Genomic DNA, 17,499 nt, shown 5'->3' on the forward strand with positions numbered 1-17,499 from the left:
GGGCCCTCACCGGAAGATCGGTGAATGTCCCGGAAAACCAAGACAGTTGGGACTCCGGCCGGCCCCGGCGGCGGCCACGTGATGATTGACGGGGTCGGGCCCTTCGCGCCATGATCCGTTGGTCGGCAGGTGAGTGCGCACCATTCCCACCTGCCGCGGCCGGGGGGTCCGCCGCACGACTTCGAGGTGAGACACCGCGTCCCGAACAGGCCGGTGACCGACCGACGCATGGTGAGGTGGGGGACGATGGACAACGACATGCCGACCGGACCGCGCGCCGTGCGCGAGGTGGCCGACGCGTACGTCGACGGGCTCGCCCGCCTGGACCCGGGCACCGCCGCCTTCCTCGGTGTACCGGCGGCACGCGGCGAGATGCCCGACCTCTCGCCGGACGGCCGCGCCGCCCTGGACGGACTGTCCCGCACGACCCTGCGGGAGCTGGACCGGGCCGAGCGCTCCGCAGGAGCCCTGAGCGACGTGGAACGCCGCTGCGGGCGCCTGCTGCGCGAGCGCCTCGAAGCCGACCTGGCCCTCGGCACCGACGACGAGTACCTGCGCGAGGTCGTCAACGTCTACGGCCTCCAGCAGCGCGTCCAGGGCGTCTTCCAGATGATGCCGACCGGCGACGCGGACGACTGGGCCCACGTCGCCGAGCGGATGGACCGGGTGCCCGACACCCTCGCCGGCTTCCGCGAGTCCCTCACCGGGAACCTGGAGAAGGACCGTTTCGTCGCCGCCCCGGCCCAGGTCCACGTGATCGCCGGCCAGCTCGACGCCTGGGTGCGCGACGGCGACGGGCGCGGCTGGTACGCCGGCTTCTGCGCCGACGCCGACGCCCCGGCCCCGCTGCGCTCCGCCCTGGACGGCGCGGCGACCCGGGCCGTCGCCGCCACCGCGGAGCTGCGCGACTGGCTCCGGGACGCCTACCTGCCCCGGACCGAGGGCCGCCCGGACGGCGTGGGCGCCGACCGCTACCGCACCTGGGCCCGCTTCTGGACCGGCGCCGAGCCCGACCTGCACGAGACCTACGCGTGGGGCTGGGCCGAGTACCGCAGGATCCGCGACGAGATGCGCGCCGAGGCCGAGCGGGTACGCCCCGGGGTCGGGGTGCGCGAGGCGATGCGCCACCTCGACGCTCACGGCGAGGCCGAGGAGGGCGTCGAGGCGATCCGGCTGCGGCTCCAGGGCTGGATGGACCAGGCCCTCGCCGACCTCGACGGAACCCTCTTCGACCTGGCCCCGCCGGTACGCGTGGTGGAGGCCGCCATCGCCCCGGCCGGCAGCGGCTCCGCCGCCTACTACACCGCGCCCAGCGTCGACTTCTCCCGCCCCGGCCGGACCTGGCTGCCGACCCAGGGGCGCACCCGCTTCCCGCTGTGGAGCCTGCGCAGCGTCTGGCACCACGAGGGCGTGCCCGGCCACCACCTCCAGCTCGCCCAGTGGCGGCACCTCGCGGACAGCCTCTCGACGTACCAGACCACCGTCGGGGGCATCGACGCCTGCACCGAGGGCTGGGCCATGTACGCGGAGCGCCTGATGGACGAGCTCGGCCACCTGCCCACCGCGGGCGACCGGCTCGGCTTCCTCGACTGGCAGATGCTGCGCGCCCTCCGCGTCGTCCTCGACATCGGCGCGCACCTGGCGCTCCGGATCCCCGAGGACTCGCCGGTCGGCGCCGGCCGGACCTGGACCCCCGCGCTGGCCAAGGAGTTCCTGGCCCTGCACAGCGGGCAGACGCCCGGTTTCGTGGACAGCGAGATCGGGCGCTACCTCGGCCTGCCCGGGCAGGCCATCTCGTACAAGCTGGGCGAACGCGCCTGGCTGGACGGCCGGGCAGCGGCCGAGGCCGCCCACGCGGCCCGCGGGGAGCGCCTCGACCTGAAGGCCTGGCACATGTCCGCGCTGTCGCTGGGCCCGCTGGGGCTCCGGGACCTCCAGGAGGAACTGGCCGGTCTTTGAGGGTGTCAGACGGTGTGAGGCGGGTCCGGCGGTGTCCGGCGGTGTCTCGAACGGATCGTGGAAAGGACGTACGCATGCGCACGGGGGCGGATCATGCGGAAGGCAGAGCACGGTGAGGACGGGGGCGTGTGCCACGGCGTCCGTCACCCGCGGGGTCTATGATCACGCGGCAGCATCGCTCTCCACGGCGAAGGAGTCCCATGGCTGACATGACCTCGTTCCGTGAGGCGGTCACGGCCTGGGCGGGCGGTGGCCCCGGTGACGAGCGGGCGCGTGACCTCGCGGCCGAGCTGGCCGAGGAGCTGCCCGTCAGGACCGCGGTCCTGCTCGAAGGCCCGAGCGACGTCAACGCCGTCAACACGCTGGCCGAGAAGCTGGGCCGTGACCTGGTGGGCGAGGGGATCTGCGTCCTGCCGATGGGCGGGGCGATGGGCGTGGGACAGTACGCCCGGTTCCTCGGGCCGTCCGGGCTGCGGCTGCACCTGACCGGACTCTGCGACGAGCAGGAGCGCGACTTCTACGAGCGCGGCTGGGCGCGGGCCGGTGCCGACCCCCGGGACTACTTCGTGTGCGCGGCGGACCTGGAGGACGAGCTGATCCGCGCGCTCGGCGTGGACCTGGTCAAGGAGCTCATCCGCGAGGAGGGCGACCAGCGCCCTCTGGAGACCTTCCTCCAGCAGCCCGCGCAGCGGGACCGCACCGCGCAGCAGCAGCTGCGGCGCTTCTTCGGCACGAAGAAGGGGCGCAAGATCCACTACGGCCGGGTGCTCGTCCAGGCCCTCACCCCCGACCGCGTACCCGCTCCACTCGCCGGCCTCTTCGACATCCTCTGAGCGCCGGGCGACGCCCCTCACCGGACCGGCGGCGTCCGTCTCGACGGAACGCCCCGGATCTCCGGCGGATTTGTCACGGTCCCCCGCGGGACCGCAGGCCGGTGCTCACGGGCGCCGGGCCCCAGGACCACTGAGAAAGTGCGCGCGCAGTTGCCCGCAGTTGCCCGCAGAGAGACTTCCAGAGGACGGACAATGAGCAACCTGACCGAAGAGCAGGACGTCACGTACCGCGTGGTCGTCAACGCCGAGAACCAGCACGCGCTGTGGCCCGGGTTCGCCGAGGTGCCGGACGGCTGGGACACCGCGTTCGGCCCCGCGGGACGCACCGAGTGCCTGGACCACGTCGAGGCCAACTGGGACGACATCAGGCCGAGTTCGCTGTCCGCTCAGATGGAGCGGGTCGGCGCCCGAGGGGCCGGCGCCGTCGCGGCCGACGCGGCGGCGCGGGACTTCGGCACGGTCACCGAGCGCTTCGCGGACCAGGTCAGGCTCCGCCCCGACGCGGTCGCCCTCCGCTTCCTGGGCGAGGACCTCACGTACGCCGAACTCGACTCCAGGGCCGACGAGCTGGCGCTGCGGCTGCGGGCCGTCGGGGTCGGCGAGGAGAGCGTCGTCGGCGTCTGCTTCGAGCGCTCCTTCGAGATGGTGATCTCGCTCGTCGCCATCCTGAAGGCCGGCGGCGCCTATCTGCCGGTACACCCGGACGAGCCGCAGGAGCGTTTCGCCTACATGCTGGACCGGGCCGGCGCCCGCGTCCTGCTCACCCACGGCCCGCTGGCCGACCGCATACCCGAGCTCGACGTCACGGTGGTGCGCGCCGACGAGCCCGCCGACCCCGCCCTGCCCGCCGACGCCGAGCCGCCCGCCGCGCGCAACGCGGCCGACAGCCTCGCGTACGTCTGCTACACCTCCGGCTCGACCGGCCGCCCCAAGGGCGTCAGCGTCACGCACCAGGGCGTCTCCCGGCTCGTCCGGGACGGCGACTACGCCGACTTCGGCCCCGGCGAGACCTTCCTGCAGCTGTGCGCGCTCACCTTCGACCCGGCCGCCTTCGAGATCTGGGGCGCGCTCCTCAACGGTGGCCGGCTCGTCATCCACGAGCCCGGCACGCTGTCCCTGTCCGACCTCGCGGCCTGCGTCAAGCGCGAGGGCGTCACCACCCTCTGGCTCACCACCGGCCTCTTCCACCGCATGGTCGACGGACACCTCGACGACCTCGCCGGCGTGCGCCAGCTGCTGGCCGGCGGCGACGTCCTGTCGCCCGCCCACATCAACCGGGTCCGCGCGACCCACCCGCACATCCGCCTGGTCAACGGGTACGGGCCCACCGAGAACACCTGCTTCACCACCTGCCACATCGTGAAGGAGCCGGTCGGCGAGACCGTCCCGATCGGCCGCGCCGTCGCCGGCACCGGCATCCTCGTCCTCGACGAGAAGCTGCGGCCCGTCCCCGAGGGCGAGTGGGGCCAGCTCTACACCACCGGCGAAGGCCTCGCCCGCGGCTACCTCGGCGACGTCCGCAAGACCGCCGAGACCTTCCTGCCCGACCCGAACGGCTCCGGCGAGCGCATGTACAGCATCGGCGACGTCGTCCGCGTCGGCCCCGACGGCGCCCTGGAGTTCCGCGGCCGCTCCGACGACCAGGTCAAGGTCGGCGGCTACCGCGTCGAGCTCGGCGAGATCGTCGCCGCGCTGTCCGGCCAGCCGGGCGTCAAGGAAGCCGTCGTGATCGTCCGCGAGGACGGCCCGCAGGGCGGCAAGACCCTCGTCGCGTACGTCGTCCCCGAAGGCGACGACGAGACCCTCGTGCTCGACCTGCGCGTCGCCCTCCGGGCCCGGCTGCCCCGCCACATGAACCCCACCTCGATCGTGGTCATGGGCCGCCTCCCGCTCACCCGCAACGGCAAGATCGACCGCCGGTCGCTGCCCGCGCCCGACCTCAACCCGCGCGAGGTCGAGGACGAGTACGAGCCGCCGCGCACCCCCGTCGAGGGCCTGCTCGCCGACCTCGTCGCCGACGTCCTCGGCGTCGAACTGGTCGGCGTCCACGACGACTTCTTCGAGCTGGGCGGCAACTCGCTGATCGCCACCGACCTGCTCAGCCAGATCCGCAAGGCGCTCTCCGTCGACGTACCGGCGACCCGCCTCTTCTACGAGAACCCCACCGTGGCCGGACTCGCCGACCTCGTCGAGTCGTCCCCGTCGACGGCGCCCGCCGGCGCCGGACCGGCGGCCGGATGAGCCCCGCGGCCACCCCCGACATCGCACGGCACCGCACGCCCGACGCAGGACCCCGTTCAGGAAGGGAAGACCGATGAAACTGACCCGGCCGGCCGAACAGAAGCCCGTCGACCTGAAGGACTTCGACCTCGTCGACCCCCACGAGCACGGCGTGGGCGACCCGCACGCCATCTGGCACGCCATGCGCGAGCGCGAGCCCGTGTGCTGGCAGCAGGTCGACGAACGCCTGGGCTACTGGTCGGCGACCACCTTCGAGGACGTCACGAAGGTCCTGAAGGACCACCGCGTCTTCACCTCCGAGCACGGCACCCTGCTCAACCTGCTCGGCAAGAAGGACCCCGCGAGCCGCAAGCAGCTTCCGGCGACCGACCCGCCGCGCCACACCAAGATGCGCTCCCCGGTCCAGCGCGCCCTCAACAGCAAGGTCCTGGAGCGCCACCGCGACCAGATCCGCGAAGAGGCCAACCGCCTCCTCGCCGGCATCCCGGAAGGCGAGGAGTTCGACTTCGCCGAGGTCGTCGGACAGCTCCCGATGGCGGTCACCGGCACCCTCATGGGCCTCGACCGCGAGGACTGGCCGCAGCTGACCTTCCTCACCAGCCAGGCGATCGCCCCGGACGACCCGGAGTTCGTCATGCCCGAGGGCGGCGAGGTCACCCTCCAGCGCGCCCACCGCGAACTCTTCGCCGCCTTCGAGCAGTCGATGAGCCGGCGCAAGGGCGAGGGCAACGGCGACCTCATCGACGTGCTGCGCACCATGGAGATGGAGGACGGCCGCAAGCTGCGCCCGGGCGAGATCGTCTCCAACTGCTACAGCCTCCTGCTCGGCGCCAACGTCACCACCCCGCACGTCCCGAACGCGGCCATGGTCGAGCTGGCCAAGGACGGCAAGTACGCCGACTGGGCCGCCCACCCCGAGCTCTTCGACAGCGGCATCAACGAGGCGCTGCGCTGGTCCTCCCCGGCCAGCCACTTCATCCGCTACGCCAAGACGGACGTCGAACTGAGCGGGGTCACCATCCGCCAGGGCGAGCCCGTCGCCGCCTGGATCGGCTCGGCCAACCGGGACGCCGGGGTCTTCCCCGACCCGTACGAGTTCGACATCCGCCGCGACCCCCGCAACCACCTGGCCTTCGGCGTCGGCCCGCACTACTGCGTCGGCCACGCGGTCGCCCGGATCGCGCTGCACGAGCTGTTCGAGGAACTCCTCGACCAGTTCTCCGGGTTCGAGGTCGCGGGCGAGCCGCAGCACCTGCACTCGAACTTCATCGCGGGCATGAAGCACCTCCCGCTCGTGGCGACCAGGCGCACCGAGAGGCTGTCGGCGAAATGACCCAGGTGACCGTCGCCGCGCCCGGCGCGCCCGCCGGAGCCGCGGCACCGGCCTTCGACCGGATCCCGCACCCCGCACCGGCGAGCCCGGAGCGGGTCGCCGAGGTCCTCGCCGACCCGGGGTTCGGCAAGTACGTCACCGACCACATGGTGACCATCGAGCACACCCGCGAGCAGGGCTGGCACGGCGCGTCCGTCCGCCCCTACGAGGCACTGGCGCTCGCGCCCACCGCCTCCGTCCTGCACTACGGGCAGGCCATCTTCGAGGGCCTCAAGGTGTACCGGCAGCCCGACGGCTCGGTGGCGGCCTTCCGCCCGGACGCCAACGCGCGCCGCTTCCAGGCGTCCGCCCGGCGCCTGGCGATGCCGGAACTGCCCGAGGAGCTGTTCCTGGAGTCGATGCGGGAGCTGCTCGCCCGGGACGCGCGCTGGGTGCCCGAAGGCGCCGGTCGCTCGCTCTACCTGCGCCCGCTGATGATCGCCACCTCCACCGAGCTGACGGTGGCGGCGGCGACCGAGTACCTGTACGTCCTCATGGCGATGCCCGCCGGCTCGTACTTCACCGGCGGCGTCAAGCCGGTCAGCGTCTGGCTGTCCGAGGACCACGTCCGGGCCGCGGCCGGCGGCACGGGCGCGGTGAAGGCCGCCGCCAACTACGCCGGGACGCTCGCCCCGCAGCGCCTGGCCGCCGAGCACGGCTGCGACCAGGTCGTCTGGCTGGACGCGGTGGAGCGGCGCTGGGTGGAGGAGATGGGGGCGATGAACCTCTTCTTCGTCTTCGGCTCCGGCCCCACCGCCCGCCTGGTCACCCCGCAGCTCAGCGGCTCGCTGCTGCCCGGCGTCACCCGCGACTCGATCCTCACGCTGGCCCGGGACCTCGGGTACGGGGTGGAGGAGCGGCGGGTCTCCGTCGAGGAGTGGGAGAAGGCGGCGGAGTCCGGCGAGCTCACCGAGGTCTTCGCCTGCGGCACCGCCGCGACGATCACCCCGGTCGGCACGGTCAAGCACGCGGCCGGCGAGTTCCTCGTCAACGGCGGCGCGCCGGGACCGGTCGCCCAGCGCGTGCGGGACCACCTGGTGGCGCTGCACGAGGGCGTGACCGAGGACCGGCACGGGTGGCTGTACCGGCTGACGTGAGGGAACTCCCGTACGGATAGGGCGGGTTCCCGCCGGCGGGCCTGCGAGACCAGGGCCGCCGGGCGGGAGCTCCGTCCGCCCTCTCAGCGCCCGCTGACCCGGTTGGCGAAGGTGGCCACCGGGTCGGTGGCGGCGCTGTGCCCGGTGGCCTCGCGCCGGTCGGCGCCGCGGAAGGCCGCGTACATCGTCTGGACCCCGAGCCAGCGCAGCGGCTCGGGCTCCCACTTGCGCACCTTGTGGTTGACCCAGGGCAGCTCGGTCAGCTCGGTGGCGCCCGACTGGCCGGAGTCCTGCTGGATGAGGTCGCGCAGCGTGCGGGCGGCGAGGTTGGTGGTGGCGACGCCGGAGCCGACGTAGCCGCCGGCCCAGCCGAGGCCGGTGGAGCGGTCCAGGGTGACGGTGGCGCACCAGTCGCGGGGCACGCCGAGGACGCCGGACCAGGCGTGCTCGATCCCGACCCCGGCGAGCTGCGGGAAGAAGCGCACCAGGATCTCGCGCAGGGCCTCGATGGTCTGCGGCTGGGTGCGCCCGTCGTTGTCGGTCTTCGACCCGAAGCGGTAGGGGACGCCCCGCCCGCCGAGCGCGATCCGCCCGTCGGCGGTGCGCTGGGCGTACATGTAGGCGTGCGCCATGTCGCCGAGGGTCTCCAGGCCGTTCCAGCCGATGGACTCCCACTGGGCGTCGCTCAGCGGCTCGGTGGCGATCATGGAGGAGTTCATCGGGAGCCAGGTGCGGCGCTGCCCGGCGAGGGAAGCGGTGAAGCCCTCGGTGCAGCGCAGCACGTACGGGGCGCGGACCGTGCCGTACGGGGTGACGGCGTGCTTCGGGCGGATCTCGGTGACCGGGGTGGACTCGTGGATCGTGACGCCCAGCGCCTCCACGGCGTCGGCGAGCCCCTTGACCAGCTTGACCGGGTGGAGCCGTGCGCCGTGCGGCGTCCAGCTGGACCCGACGGCCCCGGCGACCCGGATCCGCTCGGCGGTCCCGCGCGCCCCGTACAGCTCCCGGTCCTTCTCGCCGAAGGCGAGCTCGCCGGCGTGGAAGTCCTTGAGGCGGGCGAGCTGGGCGGGGGAGAGGGCGACCTCCAGGACGCCGCCGCGGTGCAGGTCGGCGTCGATGCCCTCGGCGGCGCAGACGTCGATGACCTCGGTGACGGTGGCGTTCATGGCGTGCTGGAGGCGGACGGCGGCGTCGTGGCCGTGCAGCTTGGCGTAGCGGTCGCGGCCGGCGATCCCGTTGTAGAGCCAGCCACCGTTGCGGCCGGAGGCGCCGTAGCCGCAGAACTTGGCCTCGAGGACGGTGATGTTCAGGAAGGGGACGGCCTTCTTGAGGTAGTACGCGGTCCACAGGCCGGTGTACCCGCCGCCGACGATGCAGACGTCGGCGGTGGCGTCGCCGGGCAGCGGTTCGCGGGGCGCGGGGGCGCCCTCCTGGGCGTACCAGAACGAGATCCCGCCGTTGATCGTGCTCATTGTCCATCCCTGCTTCCGGGTCCGTGCGCGGGAGGCTACAGGGCCTTTGGTCCCGTGAACACGGGCCTTTCGCGGGGTCCCGGTCGCCGGGGCGGCGCTTACGTTCGGGGGTACGGATTTCGTCGCCTGTAGCCCTTCGCGGAAGGACCTTGCCATGCGTGTACGCGGGACCCGGCGGGCGGTCGCGGCGGTGCTGGCCGTCGCCGCCATCGGCCTTGCGGGAACGGCCTGTTCGCAGGGTTCGGGCCGGGCGTCGGCCGCCGTGGAGGCGAGCGCGCCGGAACGCGCCCAGGCCCTGTCGGCCCTTCCGGCGGCCGTCGACGGCCCGCGCATCGTGGTCGGACAGCCGAAGGCCCCGCACACCGTGACGGTTTTCGTCGATCCGCGCTGCAGCTACTGCGCGAAGTTCGAGGAGGCCGCCGGAACGGTCCTCGCGGACGAGGCGGCGTCCGGGAAGGTGCGGGTCGAGTACGTGATCGCGTCGTTCCTGGACGCGCGCACGGGCGGCACGGCGTCGGCGCGGGCGGCGAACGCGCTGCGGGCGGCGGCGGAGGCGGGCCCGGGGAAGTTCGCGACGTACCAGGCGGCCCTGTTCGCGAGCCGGCCCTCGGAATCGTCGAAGGACGCCTACTCCCCGGACCACCTCCTGGAGATCGCCGACCAGGTGCCGGGGCTGCGGGGCGCGGCGTTCGACGAGGCGGTCCGGGAGAACACGTACGAGGAGTGGGTGGGCGCCGCGGAGAAGGCCTTCGAGGACGCGGGCGTGGGCGGCACCCCCACCGTGCTGGTCGACGGCGAGCCGCTCCCCGCGGGCAACGGCCTCTACGACGCCCACCGATTCTCGGAGGCGCTGCGCGACGCCGGTGTCTAGGCTCGGGGCGTGATCCACGTACCCGAGGAACTGGCTGCGTCGCAGGCGAAGTACAACGGGGCGGCGGGCCGCGCGTTCGTCGCCGCGCTGCCGGCCCTGACGGAGACCTTCCTGGACCGCTGGGACCTGGACGTGACGGGCGAGGCGATGCACGGCGTGGCGTCCCTCGTCCTCCCCGTCCGCAAGGCCGGCACCCCCGCGGTCCTCAAGCTGCAGCTCCTGGACGAGGAGAGCGAGGGCGAGGCGGAAGCCCTGCGCGTGTGGAACGGCGACGGCTCGGTCCGCCTCCTGGACCACGACCCCGAGACGGGCACGATGCTCCTGGAACGCGCCGGTCCGCCGCCGCACCCGCCCACCCACCTGTCGACCCACCCGGACCCCCGGGAGGCGGTCCGCGTCCTGGCCGACCTCCTGGCCACCCTCACCTCCCCCCAGGCCCCGGCGGGCCTCCGCACCCTGTCCGCGGTGGCGACCCGCATGCTGGCGGACACACCCGCCGCGGCGGCGCGGCTGGCCCCCGACGACGCGGCCCTCCTCACCACCTGCGCGGCGGCGGTACGGGACGTCCTCCCCGAACCGGGCGACCGCCTCCTCCACTGGGACCTGCACTACGACAACATCCTGGCCGCCGAACGCGCCCCCTGGCTGTCCATCGACCCGAAGCCCCTCTCCGGCGACCCCGGCTTCGACCTGCTCCCCGCCCTCACGGACCTGTGGAACCCGGACCCGGCGGAGACCCTGTGGCGCTTCGACCTCCTCACCGACCGCCTGGACCTGGACCGGACCCGCGCCCGCGCCTGGACGCTGGGCCGGGTGCTGCAGAACGCCCTGTGGGACGTGGAGGACGGCGAACCGTCCCTCGCCCCGAACCAGGTCTCCATCGCCCGGACCCTCCTGACGAGGGGCTCCTGACCGGGCCACCTGATGGGGCCACCGGATCGGGACCACCGGATCGGGACCACCGGATCGGGACCACCTGACCGGGACCACCTGACCAGGACTGACCAGGACCTCCCGATCAGGTGCCCACGACCTGGTCACTCCTGTCCCGGACGCCCCGTCCTGGTGCACCCTGGTCCCATGATCCGCACCGCGACCCCCGCCGACGTCCCCGTCATCCACCGCCTGATCCGCGACCTCGCGGAGTACGAGAAGGCCCTCGACGAGGCCCGCGCCACCGAGGCCCAGCTCCACGAGGCCCTCTTCGGCGACCGCCCCGCCGCCTACGCCCACATCGCCGAGACCCCCGAGGGCGAGCCCGCCGGCTTCGCCCTCTGGTTCCTCAACTTCTCCACCTGGCGCGGCGTCCACGGCATCTACCTGGAGGACCTGTACGTCCGCCCCGACCTGCGCGGCGGCGGCCACGGCAAGGCCCTCCTCGCCGAACTGGCCCGCATCTGCGTGGAACGCGGCTACGAGCGCCTCGAATGGTCCGTCCTCAACTGGAACGCCCCGTCGATCGCCTTCTACGAGTCCCTCGGCGCCCGCCCCCAGGACGAGTGGACGGTCTACCGCCTGACGGACGGGGCGCTGGCGGAGCTGGGACGCACGTCCGGGGCGTAGGGGTCAGCCGGCGGTGGGTCCGGGGAGGGGACGGTCCGGGTGGTCCAGCCAGACGCGCTCACCTTCAGGTGTCGTCGTCAGCCCGTACCGCCCGGGACCGGGGCGGCCCTGCCGAAACCACCAGGCGTATGCGGCCTCCACCTCGTTCCAGAGGCGGCGGGGGCCGTACTGCCACACGGTGAACCGGTCCTCCGACCGTCCGTCCCGGTCCACGGCCGCCCACGACCTGGCGTCGGTGGTCGCGACCCAGAGCCTGGAGGCCACCCCGTCCACACCGGGGTCGTCCTGCCAGGTGCGCCACACGTCTCGGAGCCGGAGACCGAGAGCGAACTGAGCGCTCCAGTCGCGGCCCGCGACGGCCTGCGGCGGGAGCACGGTCCATGACTCCTCGGGGCGGTGTCCGTCGCGGACGACGTCCCGGAAGATCCGCAGGTCCGTGCGCTGATGACGCATGAGCATGAACGCGGAGTGGGGTGCGAACACGCCGGAGGCGTCACCGTGGGCGCCCGCCTCCAGCCGGAGCAGGCCGTAGCAGAACCAGGGCGATTCCCACGGCACGAGGATGATCCCGCCGGGTTTCGTCTGCTCCACCCACGCCCGGGGAACGGACCGTACGGAACAGGTGGCCTCCACGCGATCGTACGGACCGCCCGAGGGGTGCCCCAGGGCCCCGTCCCCGGTGATGACAGCAGGCCCCAGACCCAGCCTCCGCAGACACGCCGCCCCGGCGTCCGCCAGGGCCGGATCCCACTCCACCGTGGTCACGTTCTCCCCGCCCAGCCGGTGGGCCAGGAGCCCGGCGTTCCAGCCGGTGCCGGTACCGATCTCAAGGACCCGGTGGCCGTCGGCCAGGTCCAGCATGTCGAGCATGCGGAACACGATGGACGGCTCGGACGCGGACGACGAGGGCCACCGGTCCGCGTCGCCGGGGTCGTGCCCGTCGTTGACCTGGGTCACCACGGGGGCGTCGGCGTACGCGGCCTGGAGCCACGTCTCCGGGGTCTCCGTCCTGTCGCACGGCTCCAGGTCGTCACCGAGGTAGATGCGTTCAGGGAGGAACCGGTGGCGCGGAACGGCCCAGGCCGCCTCCTCCCACTCCGAACTCAGGTGCCCTACCGGTTCCTTGGCCACCGCGCCGAGCAGACCCCGCAGGGCGATCCGCTCCGCCGCCGAGAGTTCCTGCGCCATCGGATCAGCTGCCTTCCTTGCCGTGCTTCGGCGGGTCCTTGGGCTTGGCGGTGTCCGCCGAAGGCTTGGACGTACCGGGGTCCTTGCCTCCGGCGTGCTGCCCCTCGCCTCCGCCGCCGCCCTTACCCGTTCCCCATCCCATGCCGTGCTCCTCTCGGTCGGGGACTGCTCGTCGACCCGCCTGCTCGGCGGCCCTGAACTCGACGCTAGGAGGCAGAGGTTGTCCGGCGGTACGTTGTTTTCTCGAATGTGCTCGACGGGCCGCACGGTTTGCTCGCGTTTTCTCGTGGAGCCCGGCTGAACCTGTGGAGCGGAGCCGGGCCCCCCCGCCAAGCTGTTGGATCGACATCCCTGGAAGGGAGAGCGTCCATGGCTCGTCAGTTGCGCTTCACCGGTACCGACAGCAAGATCGACGGTTGCCCCGCCCTGCACACGGACGTGGGAACCGGCGAGATCATCGTTCAGGGCACGCCGATCACCGACCCGGAAGACCTCGCGCAGCTCCGGCACTTCGGGCCGGACGAGGCGGCGGTGGCCGTCCCGCGCGAACTGCTCGTGAACTGGGGACCGAAGGAGAGGGAGCGCGTGCCGGAGCTGGTCGACCGGGAGACCTTCCGGCGTCTCTTCGCGACCTTCGAGCACACCGCCTGGCGTCTGGAGACGCGGCGCGGCTACGCGTCGGACCGGGAGGACCCCGACTACCAGGCGTTCCTGGCCACCGGCTCCTCGCCCTGTGACCCCGACGAGCCCTGGTTCGTCAACATCCGCGCCCAGGTGGACGCCGGCAAGACCGTGGGCCGCGTCCGCATCGCCGACCGCCCGCCGACCACGGAGCAGCTGTTCCTGCTCGACTACGCCCGGCACAACGCCGCGTCCGGCGAGGACATCCGCTACCTGTGGCGCGAGGACGCGGCCGGACTGCCCGCCGAGGACTTCTGGATCTTCGACTCGCGGATCGTGGCCCTGCTCCGCTTCGACGACGAGGACAACATGCTCGGTATCGAGCTGATCACGGAACCCGCCGAGGTCGTCCGCTACTGCGTCGCCCGTGACGCGGCCACGCACCACGCCGTGCCGTACGAGCGGTTCGCAGCGCAGGTGGCTGCGGCCGGGTGAGGGGTGACCCGTGAGCACGGACTACCAGCAGGCCCGGGAAGCGTTGGGGGCGCGTCTTCGCGAACTTCGCTCCACGTGTCCTGCCGGCCGGCTCACGGGTCGACAGCTCGCACAGCGGCTCGGCTGGCAGGGGTCCAAGGTCAGCAAGCTGGAGAACGGGAAGCAGACGGCCTCCCCCGAGGACCTGCGGGCATGGGCCGACGCGACCGAACAGCCGGACGTGTACCCCGAGCTGGCCGCCCGCCTGGCCGGGTTCGAGTCCCACATCAGATCGTGGCGCAGATCGCTGGCGAACGGCTTCAAGCCGATGCACGAGGGGCTGACCGCCGAGATCGACCGCACCTCGGAGATCTGGGTGTGGGAAGAGGCGGTGGTTCCTGGATTGATGCAGACCCCCGAGTACGCGCGCCATGTCATCCAGCGGTACGCGGAGCTGCTGGGAGTGGCCAAGGGGGTCGAGGACGCCGTACGGACGAGGGCCCGGCGTCAGGAGTGGCTGTACCGGCCCGGCAGGAAGCTGCGCGTGCTGGTGTGGGAGGCCGCGTTGCGCTCGCTGATCTGCCCGCCCTCCGTGCTGGCCGCCCAGCTCGACCGTCTGACCGGCATGGTCGGCATGGACACGGTCGAGCTGGGCATCGTGCCGTTCACGGTGCCGGTGAAGATCGTGCCCGCCAACGGCTTCTGGGTCCTGGGGGACCGCCTGGTCGTCGCCGAGGACTGGCACGCCGAGCTGTGGCTGGACGACGCCGACAACGTCGCCCTGTACAAGAAGGTCTGGAAGACCCTTCGGGAGTCGGCGGTGTACGGAGCCGACGCCCACAACGTCATCAACTCGGCGCGGCGTGCCCTGGGCCCGCGCTGACGGCTGGTCCGGGGCCGCACGCGGTCCGGTCCGGCCGGAACGCCGGACGTTCCAAGGACAGGGCAGGGGCGGTGGCCGAGTCGGAGGCGGGCGCGGTGTAGGAAAGGGGCATGGACACGGACATGGACATGGGTATTCAGCAGCGGTTCGCGCGGATCACCGGATTCATCGAGGCGCGGCTCACGCCGCTCTTCGACCCCGCGAACGGGAGCGATCACGGGTTCGGGATGGACGACACCTCCCGGGCGCTGCGGGCGCTCCGGTACAGCGTGCAGGCCGCTTCGGCCGTGAACGGGCTGGTGGAGAAGCGGGCGGCGGAGCCGGAGTTGCGGCAGGTGGTGGACCAGGCGCTGGAGCACAACTGGGACGTGCTGCGCTCCATCGCCCGGATGTGGGAGGACCACCCCGACTTCCTGAAGGAGTTCAAGGGGCACTCCTGGGACGTGATCGGGGTCTGAGCCGACCCTGACGACCCGCGCCGCCCGGCGTCCTACGGGATCAGGACCACCTTGCCCGTCGTGCCCCTCGTCTCCAGCGCCTGGTGCGCCCGTGCGGCCTCCGCGAGGGGGAAGCGGTGCACGGCGGGGCGCAGGGTGCCGGTCGTGGCGGCCCGGAGGGCGGCGAGTTCGAGGTTGCGGACGTCGCCGCCCGCCTTCCGGATCATGACCGGGCCCAGGACGCCCTCCGACGTGATGCCGCGCGCCGCGAGCTCCTCGGCCGTGAACGTGAGCGGCTCCCCGTCGTGGACGCCCTGGCCGGACCAGCCGAAGACCACGTGCCGGCCGCCCTTGCCCAGCAGGTCCACCGCCGCGCGGCCGGTGGCGCCGCCGACCGAGTCGAAGACGACCGTCGCGGTGCGCCCGTCCAGGTAGGCCCGGACCTTCTCCGGCCAGTCCGCCCGCTTGTAGTCGACCGCCAGGTCCGCGCCGTTCGCGCGGACCAGCGCCACCTTCTCCGGGCCGCCCGCGAGCCCGATGACGGTCGCGCCCGCGTTCTTCGCGTACTGCACGAGCAGCGTGCCGATGCCGCCCGCCGCGGCCGGCACGATCGCGACCGACTCGGGGCCGAGCTCCGTGAACTGCAGGATCCCCAGCGCCGTACGGCCCGTGCCGATCATGGCCACCGCCTCCGCCTCGCCCAGGTGGTCGGGGAGCTCGTGCAGCCGGGCGGCCTCGGTGACGGTGAGTTCGGCGTACCCGCCGGGCGCCATCCCGATGTGGGCCACGACCCGCTTGCCCAGCCAGGCCGGGTCCGTGCCCTCGCCGAGCGCGTCCACCGTGCCGGCCACCTCGCGGCCGGGGACCGTGGGCAGGTCGACGGGGGCGGGGAACGGGCCCGGCATGCCCTCGCGCAGGGCCGTGTCGAGGAGGTGCACGCCGGCCGCCGCGACCTTGATCCGGACCTGGCCGGGGCCGGGGACGGGGTCGGGGGTCTGCTCGTACGTCAGGTTCTCGGCGGGGCCGTAGGCGTGGAGGCGGATGGCGTGCATGGTGGGCTCCCCTGGTCGTGGGTGCGTGGGTGCGTGGGTGCGTGGGTGCGTGGGTGGGTGAGGGATGTGATCGCCGGTCGGGGTGCGCGGGTGCGCGCAGGTGTGTGGTGCGTGTTCGCGTTCCCCGTTCGGCGTTCGTCCGGTGGCAGCCCCAGCCTCTGACCTCAACCGCGCTTGAGGTCAAGCGCCCGCGTCCCGTGCGACGCCCGCAGGGCCAGCGACACCGCCTCCACCGCGCTCGTGAACGACACCTCCGCCAGCACCCCCGGCGCCGCCACCTGGTCGCCCGCCAGGTACACGCCGTCGCCCCGGTCGATCGCCGGCCGGTCGCGCCACGTGGTCCCCGGGCGGTCCACCGCGCCCGTACGCCCGTTGGAGACGGCCTCGCGCCGCCACACCGCCCGCTCGCGCCAGCCCGCGAAGCCCAGGTCGAGGAGCCGCTCCGCGTGCGCGACGCCGTCCGCCTTCGACTCGCCGGGGGCGATCGGCAGCTGGGCCTGGATCAGTTGCTCGCCGGCGGGGGCCAGGCCCGGGTCCTGGGTGGTGAAGCGTTCCACCCAGCCGGGCGCGTCCAGGTCGGAGATCGCGAACGGGTCGCCCTTGCGGGTGCGCAGTGCCAGGTCGCACAGGACCGTGCGCCCCGACTCCCAGGTCAGCGACGGGTCGTCGAGCAGCCGGGCCGCCGAGGAGAGGGCGGTCGCGACGATGACCGGGCCGCCGTCCGTCGGCAGCGCGTCGACGCGGGACGAGGTCTCGATCCGTACGCCCAGTTCGCGGGCGCGCGCCGCCATCCGGTCGATCAGCCGGCCCCAGCCGCCCTTGATGAAGTGGGCCTCGGCGGGCAGCGCCGCCGCCCGGTGCAGCCGCTCCTGCACGAAGCGGGCCGACAGCGCGCCCGGGTCGTGGTGGTAGAGCGCGACCCCGCTGTACGAGGCGGCCGCACGGGCCGCCGGCTCCCCGGCGAGCCCGGTCGCCCAGGTGAGGAAGTCGACGTCCACGGGGGCCTGCTCGCCCTTGCGGAAGGACTGGCGCAGGAGCCCGAACGGGGGCATCCGGCGCAGCCCGCCCCGGTGGTGGAAGCGGATCCTGGCCGCTTCGAGCGGCGGCAGCGGGGCGAGCTCGCCGAGCAGTCCGCGCTGCTTGAGCCAGGTCCAGTGCGGGCCGCCGTCGTAGATCGCGTGGGGGCCGTCGTTGGTGAGGTACGGGCCCTCCGCGGTGCGGGCCCGGCCGCCGAGGGCGTGGTGCGACTCGTACAGGGTGACCTCGGTGCCCGCCTCGGCGGCCGTGACCGCCGCGGTGAGTCCGGCGAAGCCGCCGCCGATGATGGTGATCTTCCGCGTCCGTCGCATCGCTCGCTCCCTTGTCCGCCCGGCCCGGTGTCGGGTCTCACGGAGGGGACGGGCGGCGGGGGCGCGTCCGTGACATCGGCGGCGGGG

16 protein-coding genes are annotated in these 17,499 nt (G+C 73.2%); 11 read left to right on the forward strand and 5 right to left on the reverse strand.

Going from position 1 to position 17,499, the window contains the following annotated elements; all coding sequences use genetic code 11:
- Nucleotides 1-246 precede the first annotated feature (246 nt).
- The 5 genes from OG309_RS20020 (at nucleotide 247) to OG309_RS20040 (ending at nucleotide 7,502) form a co-directional block, all read left to right on the forward strand.
- The gene (locus OG309_RS20020; protein ID WP_329422690.1) at nucleotides 247-1,959 is read left to right on the forward strand and encodes a DUF885 domain-containing protein; all 1,713 of its coding nucleotides are present in this window, start codon (nucleotides 247-249) and stop codon (nucleotides 1,957-1,959) included.
- 200 nt (nucleotides 1,960-2,159) lie between these two features.
- Nucleotides 2,160-2,792: a TOPRIM nucleotidyl transferase/hydrolase domain-containing protein gene (locus tag OG309_RS20025; RefSeq protein WP_329422691.1), complete on the forward strand. Its 633-nt coding sequence runs from the start codon at nucleotides 2,160-2,162 to the stop codon at nucleotides 2,790-2,792.
- A gap of 192 nt (nucleotides 2,793-2,984) precedes the next feature.
- Nucleotides 2,985-5,033 (forward strand): amino acid adenylation domain-containing protein, encoded by a 2,049-nt coding sequence (locus OG309_RS20030; RefSeq protein WP_329422693.1) that lies wholly within the window; start codon nucleotides 2,985-2,987, stop codon nucleotides 5,031-5,033.
- 73 nt (nucleotides 5,034-5,106) lie between these two features.
- Entirely contained in the window at nucleotides 5,107-6,366 is a 1,260-nt protein-coding gene (locus OG309_RS20035) for a cytochrome P450 (RefSeq protein ID WP_329422695.1), read from the forward strand.
- On the forward strand, nucleotides 6,363-7,502 hold the full coding sequence (locus tag OG309_RS20040; protein WP_329422697.1) for a branched-chain amino acid aminotransferase: 1,140 nt from the start codon (nucleotides 6,363-6,365) through the stop codon (nucleotides 7,500-7,502). The genes OG309_RS20035 and OG309_RS20040 overlap by 4 nt, the downstream gene beginning before the upstream one ends.
- Nucleotides 7,503-7,585: 83 nt before the next feature.
- Here the strand turns inward: OG309_RS20040 and OG309_RS20045 are convergent, their stop codons facing one another.
- Complete coding sequence (locus tag OG309_RS20045; protein ID WP_329422699.1) at nucleotides 7,586-8,974, reverse strand: NAD(P)/FAD-dependent oxidoreductase; 1,389 nt, start codon at nucleotides 8,972-8,974, stop codon at nucleotides 7,586-7,588.
- A 154-nt stretch (nucleotides 8,975-9,128) separates the two neighbouring features.
- On the opposite strand from OG309_RS20045, the gene OG309_RS20050 reads away from it, so the two are divergent.
- The 3 genes from OG309_RS20050 (at nucleotide 9,129) to OG309_RS20060 (ending at nucleotide 11,408) form a co-directional block, all read left to right on the forward strand.
- Nucleotides 9,129-9,845 carry a DsbA family protein gene (locus OG309_RS20050; RefSeq protein WP_329422701.1) on the forward strand — a complete coding sequence of 239 codons (717 nt, stop codon included), beginning with the start codon at nucleotides 9,129-9,131 and terminating at the stop codon, nucleotides 9,843-9,845.
- Between the two features lie 9 nt (nucleotides 9,846-9,854).
- Nucleotides 9,855-10,757 carry an aminoglycoside phosphotransferase family protein gene (locus OG309_RS20055; RefSeq protein ID WP_329422702.1) on the forward strand — a complete coding sequence of 301 codons (903 nt, stop codon included), beginning with the start codon at nucleotides 9,855-9,857 and terminating at the stop codon, nucleotides 10,755-10,757.
- Nucleotides 10,758-10,925: 168 nt separating this feature from the next.
- On the forward strand, nucleotides 10,926-11,408 hold the full coding sequence (locus OG309_RS20060; RefSeq protein ID WP_329422705.1) for a GNAT family N-acetyltransferase: 483 nt from the start codon (nucleotides 10,926-10,928) through the stop codon (nucleotides 11,406-11,408).
- 3 nt (nucleotides 11,409-11,411) lie between these two features.
- On the opposite strand, the gene OG309_RS20065 is transcribed toward OG309_RS20060, so the two are convergent.
- Both OG309_RS20065 and OG309_RS20070 read right to left on the reverse strand, forming a co-directional pair.
- On the reverse strand, nucleotides 11,412-12,596 hold the full coding sequence (locus tag OG309_RS20065) for a methyltransferase (protein WP_329422707.1): 1,185 nt from the start codon (nucleotides 12,594-12,596) through the stop codon (nucleotides 11,412-11,414).
- A 4-nt stretch (nucleotides 12,597-12,600) separates the two neighbouring features.
- Entirely contained in the window at nucleotides 12,601-12,738 is a 138-nt protein-coding gene (locus OG309_RS20070) for a hypothetical protein (RefSeq protein WP_329422709.1), read from the reverse strand.
- A 227-nt stretch (nucleotides 12,739-12,965) separates the two neighbouring features.
- On the opposite strand from OG309_RS20070, the gene OG309_RS20075 reads away from it, so the two are divergent.
- The 3 genes from OG309_RS20075 (at nucleotide 12,966) to OG309_RS20085 (ending at nucleotide 15,032) form a co-directional block, all read left to right on the forward strand.
- Nucleotides 12,966-13,712: a DUF6879 family protein gene (locus OG309_RS20075; RefSeq protein WP_329422711.1), complete on the forward strand. Its 747-nt coding sequence runs from the start codon at nucleotides 12,966-12,968 to the stop codon at nucleotides 13,710-13,712.
- Between the two features lie 10 nt (nucleotides 13,713-13,722).
- A complete protein-coding gene (locus OG309_RS20080) occupies nucleotides 13,723-14,574 on the forward strand; it encodes a helix-turn-helix domain-containing protein (protein WP_329422713.1) in 852 nt (283 codons plus the stop codon).
- Nucleotides 14,575-14,684: 110 nt separating this feature from the next.
- Nucleotides 14,685-15,032 (forward strand): hypothetical protein, encoded by a 348-nt coding sequence (locus tag OG309_RS20085; protein ID WP_329422714.1) that lies wholly within the window; start codon nucleotides 14,685-14,687, stop codon nucleotides 15,030-15,032.
- Between the two features lie 32 nt (nucleotides 15,033-15,064).
- On the opposite strand, the gene OG309_RS20090 is transcribed toward OG309_RS20085, so the two are convergent.
- Both OG309_RS20090 and OG309_RS20095 read right to left on the reverse strand, forming a co-directional pair.
- Nucleotides 15,065-16,063, reverse strand: coding sequence for a zinc-binding dehydrogenase (locus OG309_RS20090; protein WP_329422716.1), 999 nt, complete (start codon nucleotides 16,061-16,063; stop codon nucleotides 15,065-15,067).
- A 164-nt stretch (nucleotides 16,064-16,227) separates the two neighbouring features.
- Complete coding sequence (locus OG309_RS20095) at nucleotides 16,228-17,412, reverse strand: FAD-dependent oxidoreductase (RefSeq protein WP_329422718.1); 1,185 nt, start codon at nucleotides 17,410-17,412, stop codon at nucleotides 16,228-16,230.
- Nucleotides 17,413-17,499 lie beyond the last annotated feature (87 nt).

Origin of the sequence: Streptomyces sp. NBC_01268 (assembly GCF_036240795.1) — a bacterium.
Classification (GTDB): domain Bacteria; phylum Actinomycetota; class Actinomycetes; order Streptomycetales; family Streptomycetaceae; genus Streptomyces.

Coding starts and splice junctions, on each gene's coding strand:
- OG309_RS20020 (WP_329422690.1), top strand. CDS start 247: ATGGACAACGACATGCCGACCGGACCGCGCGCCGTGCGCGAGGTGGCC.
- OG309_RS20025 (WP_329422691.1), top strand. CDS start 2,160: ATGGCTGACATGACCTCGTTCCGTGAGGCGGTCACGGCCTGGGCGGGC.
- OG309_RS20030 (WP_329422693.1), top strand. CDS start 2,985: ATGAGCAACCTGACCGAAGAGCAGGACGTCACGTACCGCGTGGTCGTC.
- OG309_RS20035 (WP_329422695.1), top strand. CDS start 5,107: ATGAAACTGACCCGGCCGGCCGAACAGAAGCCCGTCGACCTGAAGGAC.
- OG309_RS20040 (WP_329422697.1), top strand. CDS start 6,363: ATGACCCAGGTGACCGTCGCCGCGCCCGGCGCGCCCGCCGGAGCCGCG.
- OG309_RS20045 (WP_329422699.1), bottom strand. CDS start 8,974: ATGAGCACGATCAACGGCGGGATCTCGTTCTGGTACGCCCAGGAGGGC.
- OG309_RS20050 (WP_329422701.1), top strand. CDS start 9,129: ATGCGTGTACGCGGGACCCGGCGGGCGGTCGCGGCGGTGCTGGCCGTC.
- OG309_RS20060 (WP_329422705.1), top strand. CDS start 10,926: ATGATCCGCACCGCGACCCCCGCCGACGTCCCCGTCATCCACCGCCTG.
- OG309_RS20065 (WP_329422707.1), bottom strand. CDS start 12,596: ATGGCGCAGGAACTCTCGGCGGCGGAGCGGATCGCCCTGCGGGGTCTG.
- OG309_RS20070 (WP_329422709.1), bottom strand. CDS start 12,738: ATGGGATGGGGAACGGGTAAGGGCGGCGGCGGAGGCGAGGGGCAGCAC.
- OG309_RS20075 (WP_329422711.1), top strand. CDS start 12,966: ATGGCTCGTCAGTTGCGCTTCACCGGTACCGACAGCAAGATCGACGGT.
- OG309_RS20085 (WP_329422714.1), top strand. CDS start 14,685: ATGGACACGGACATGGACATGGGTATTCAGCAGCGGTTCGCGCGGATC.
- OG309_RS20090 (WP_329422716.1), bottom strand. CDS start 16,063: ATGCACGCCATCCGCCTCCACGCCTACGGCCCCGCCGAGAACCTGACG.
- OG309_RS20095 (WP_329422718.1), bottom strand. CDS start 17,412: ATGCGACGGACGCGGAAGATCACCATCATCGGCGGCGGCTTCGCCGGA.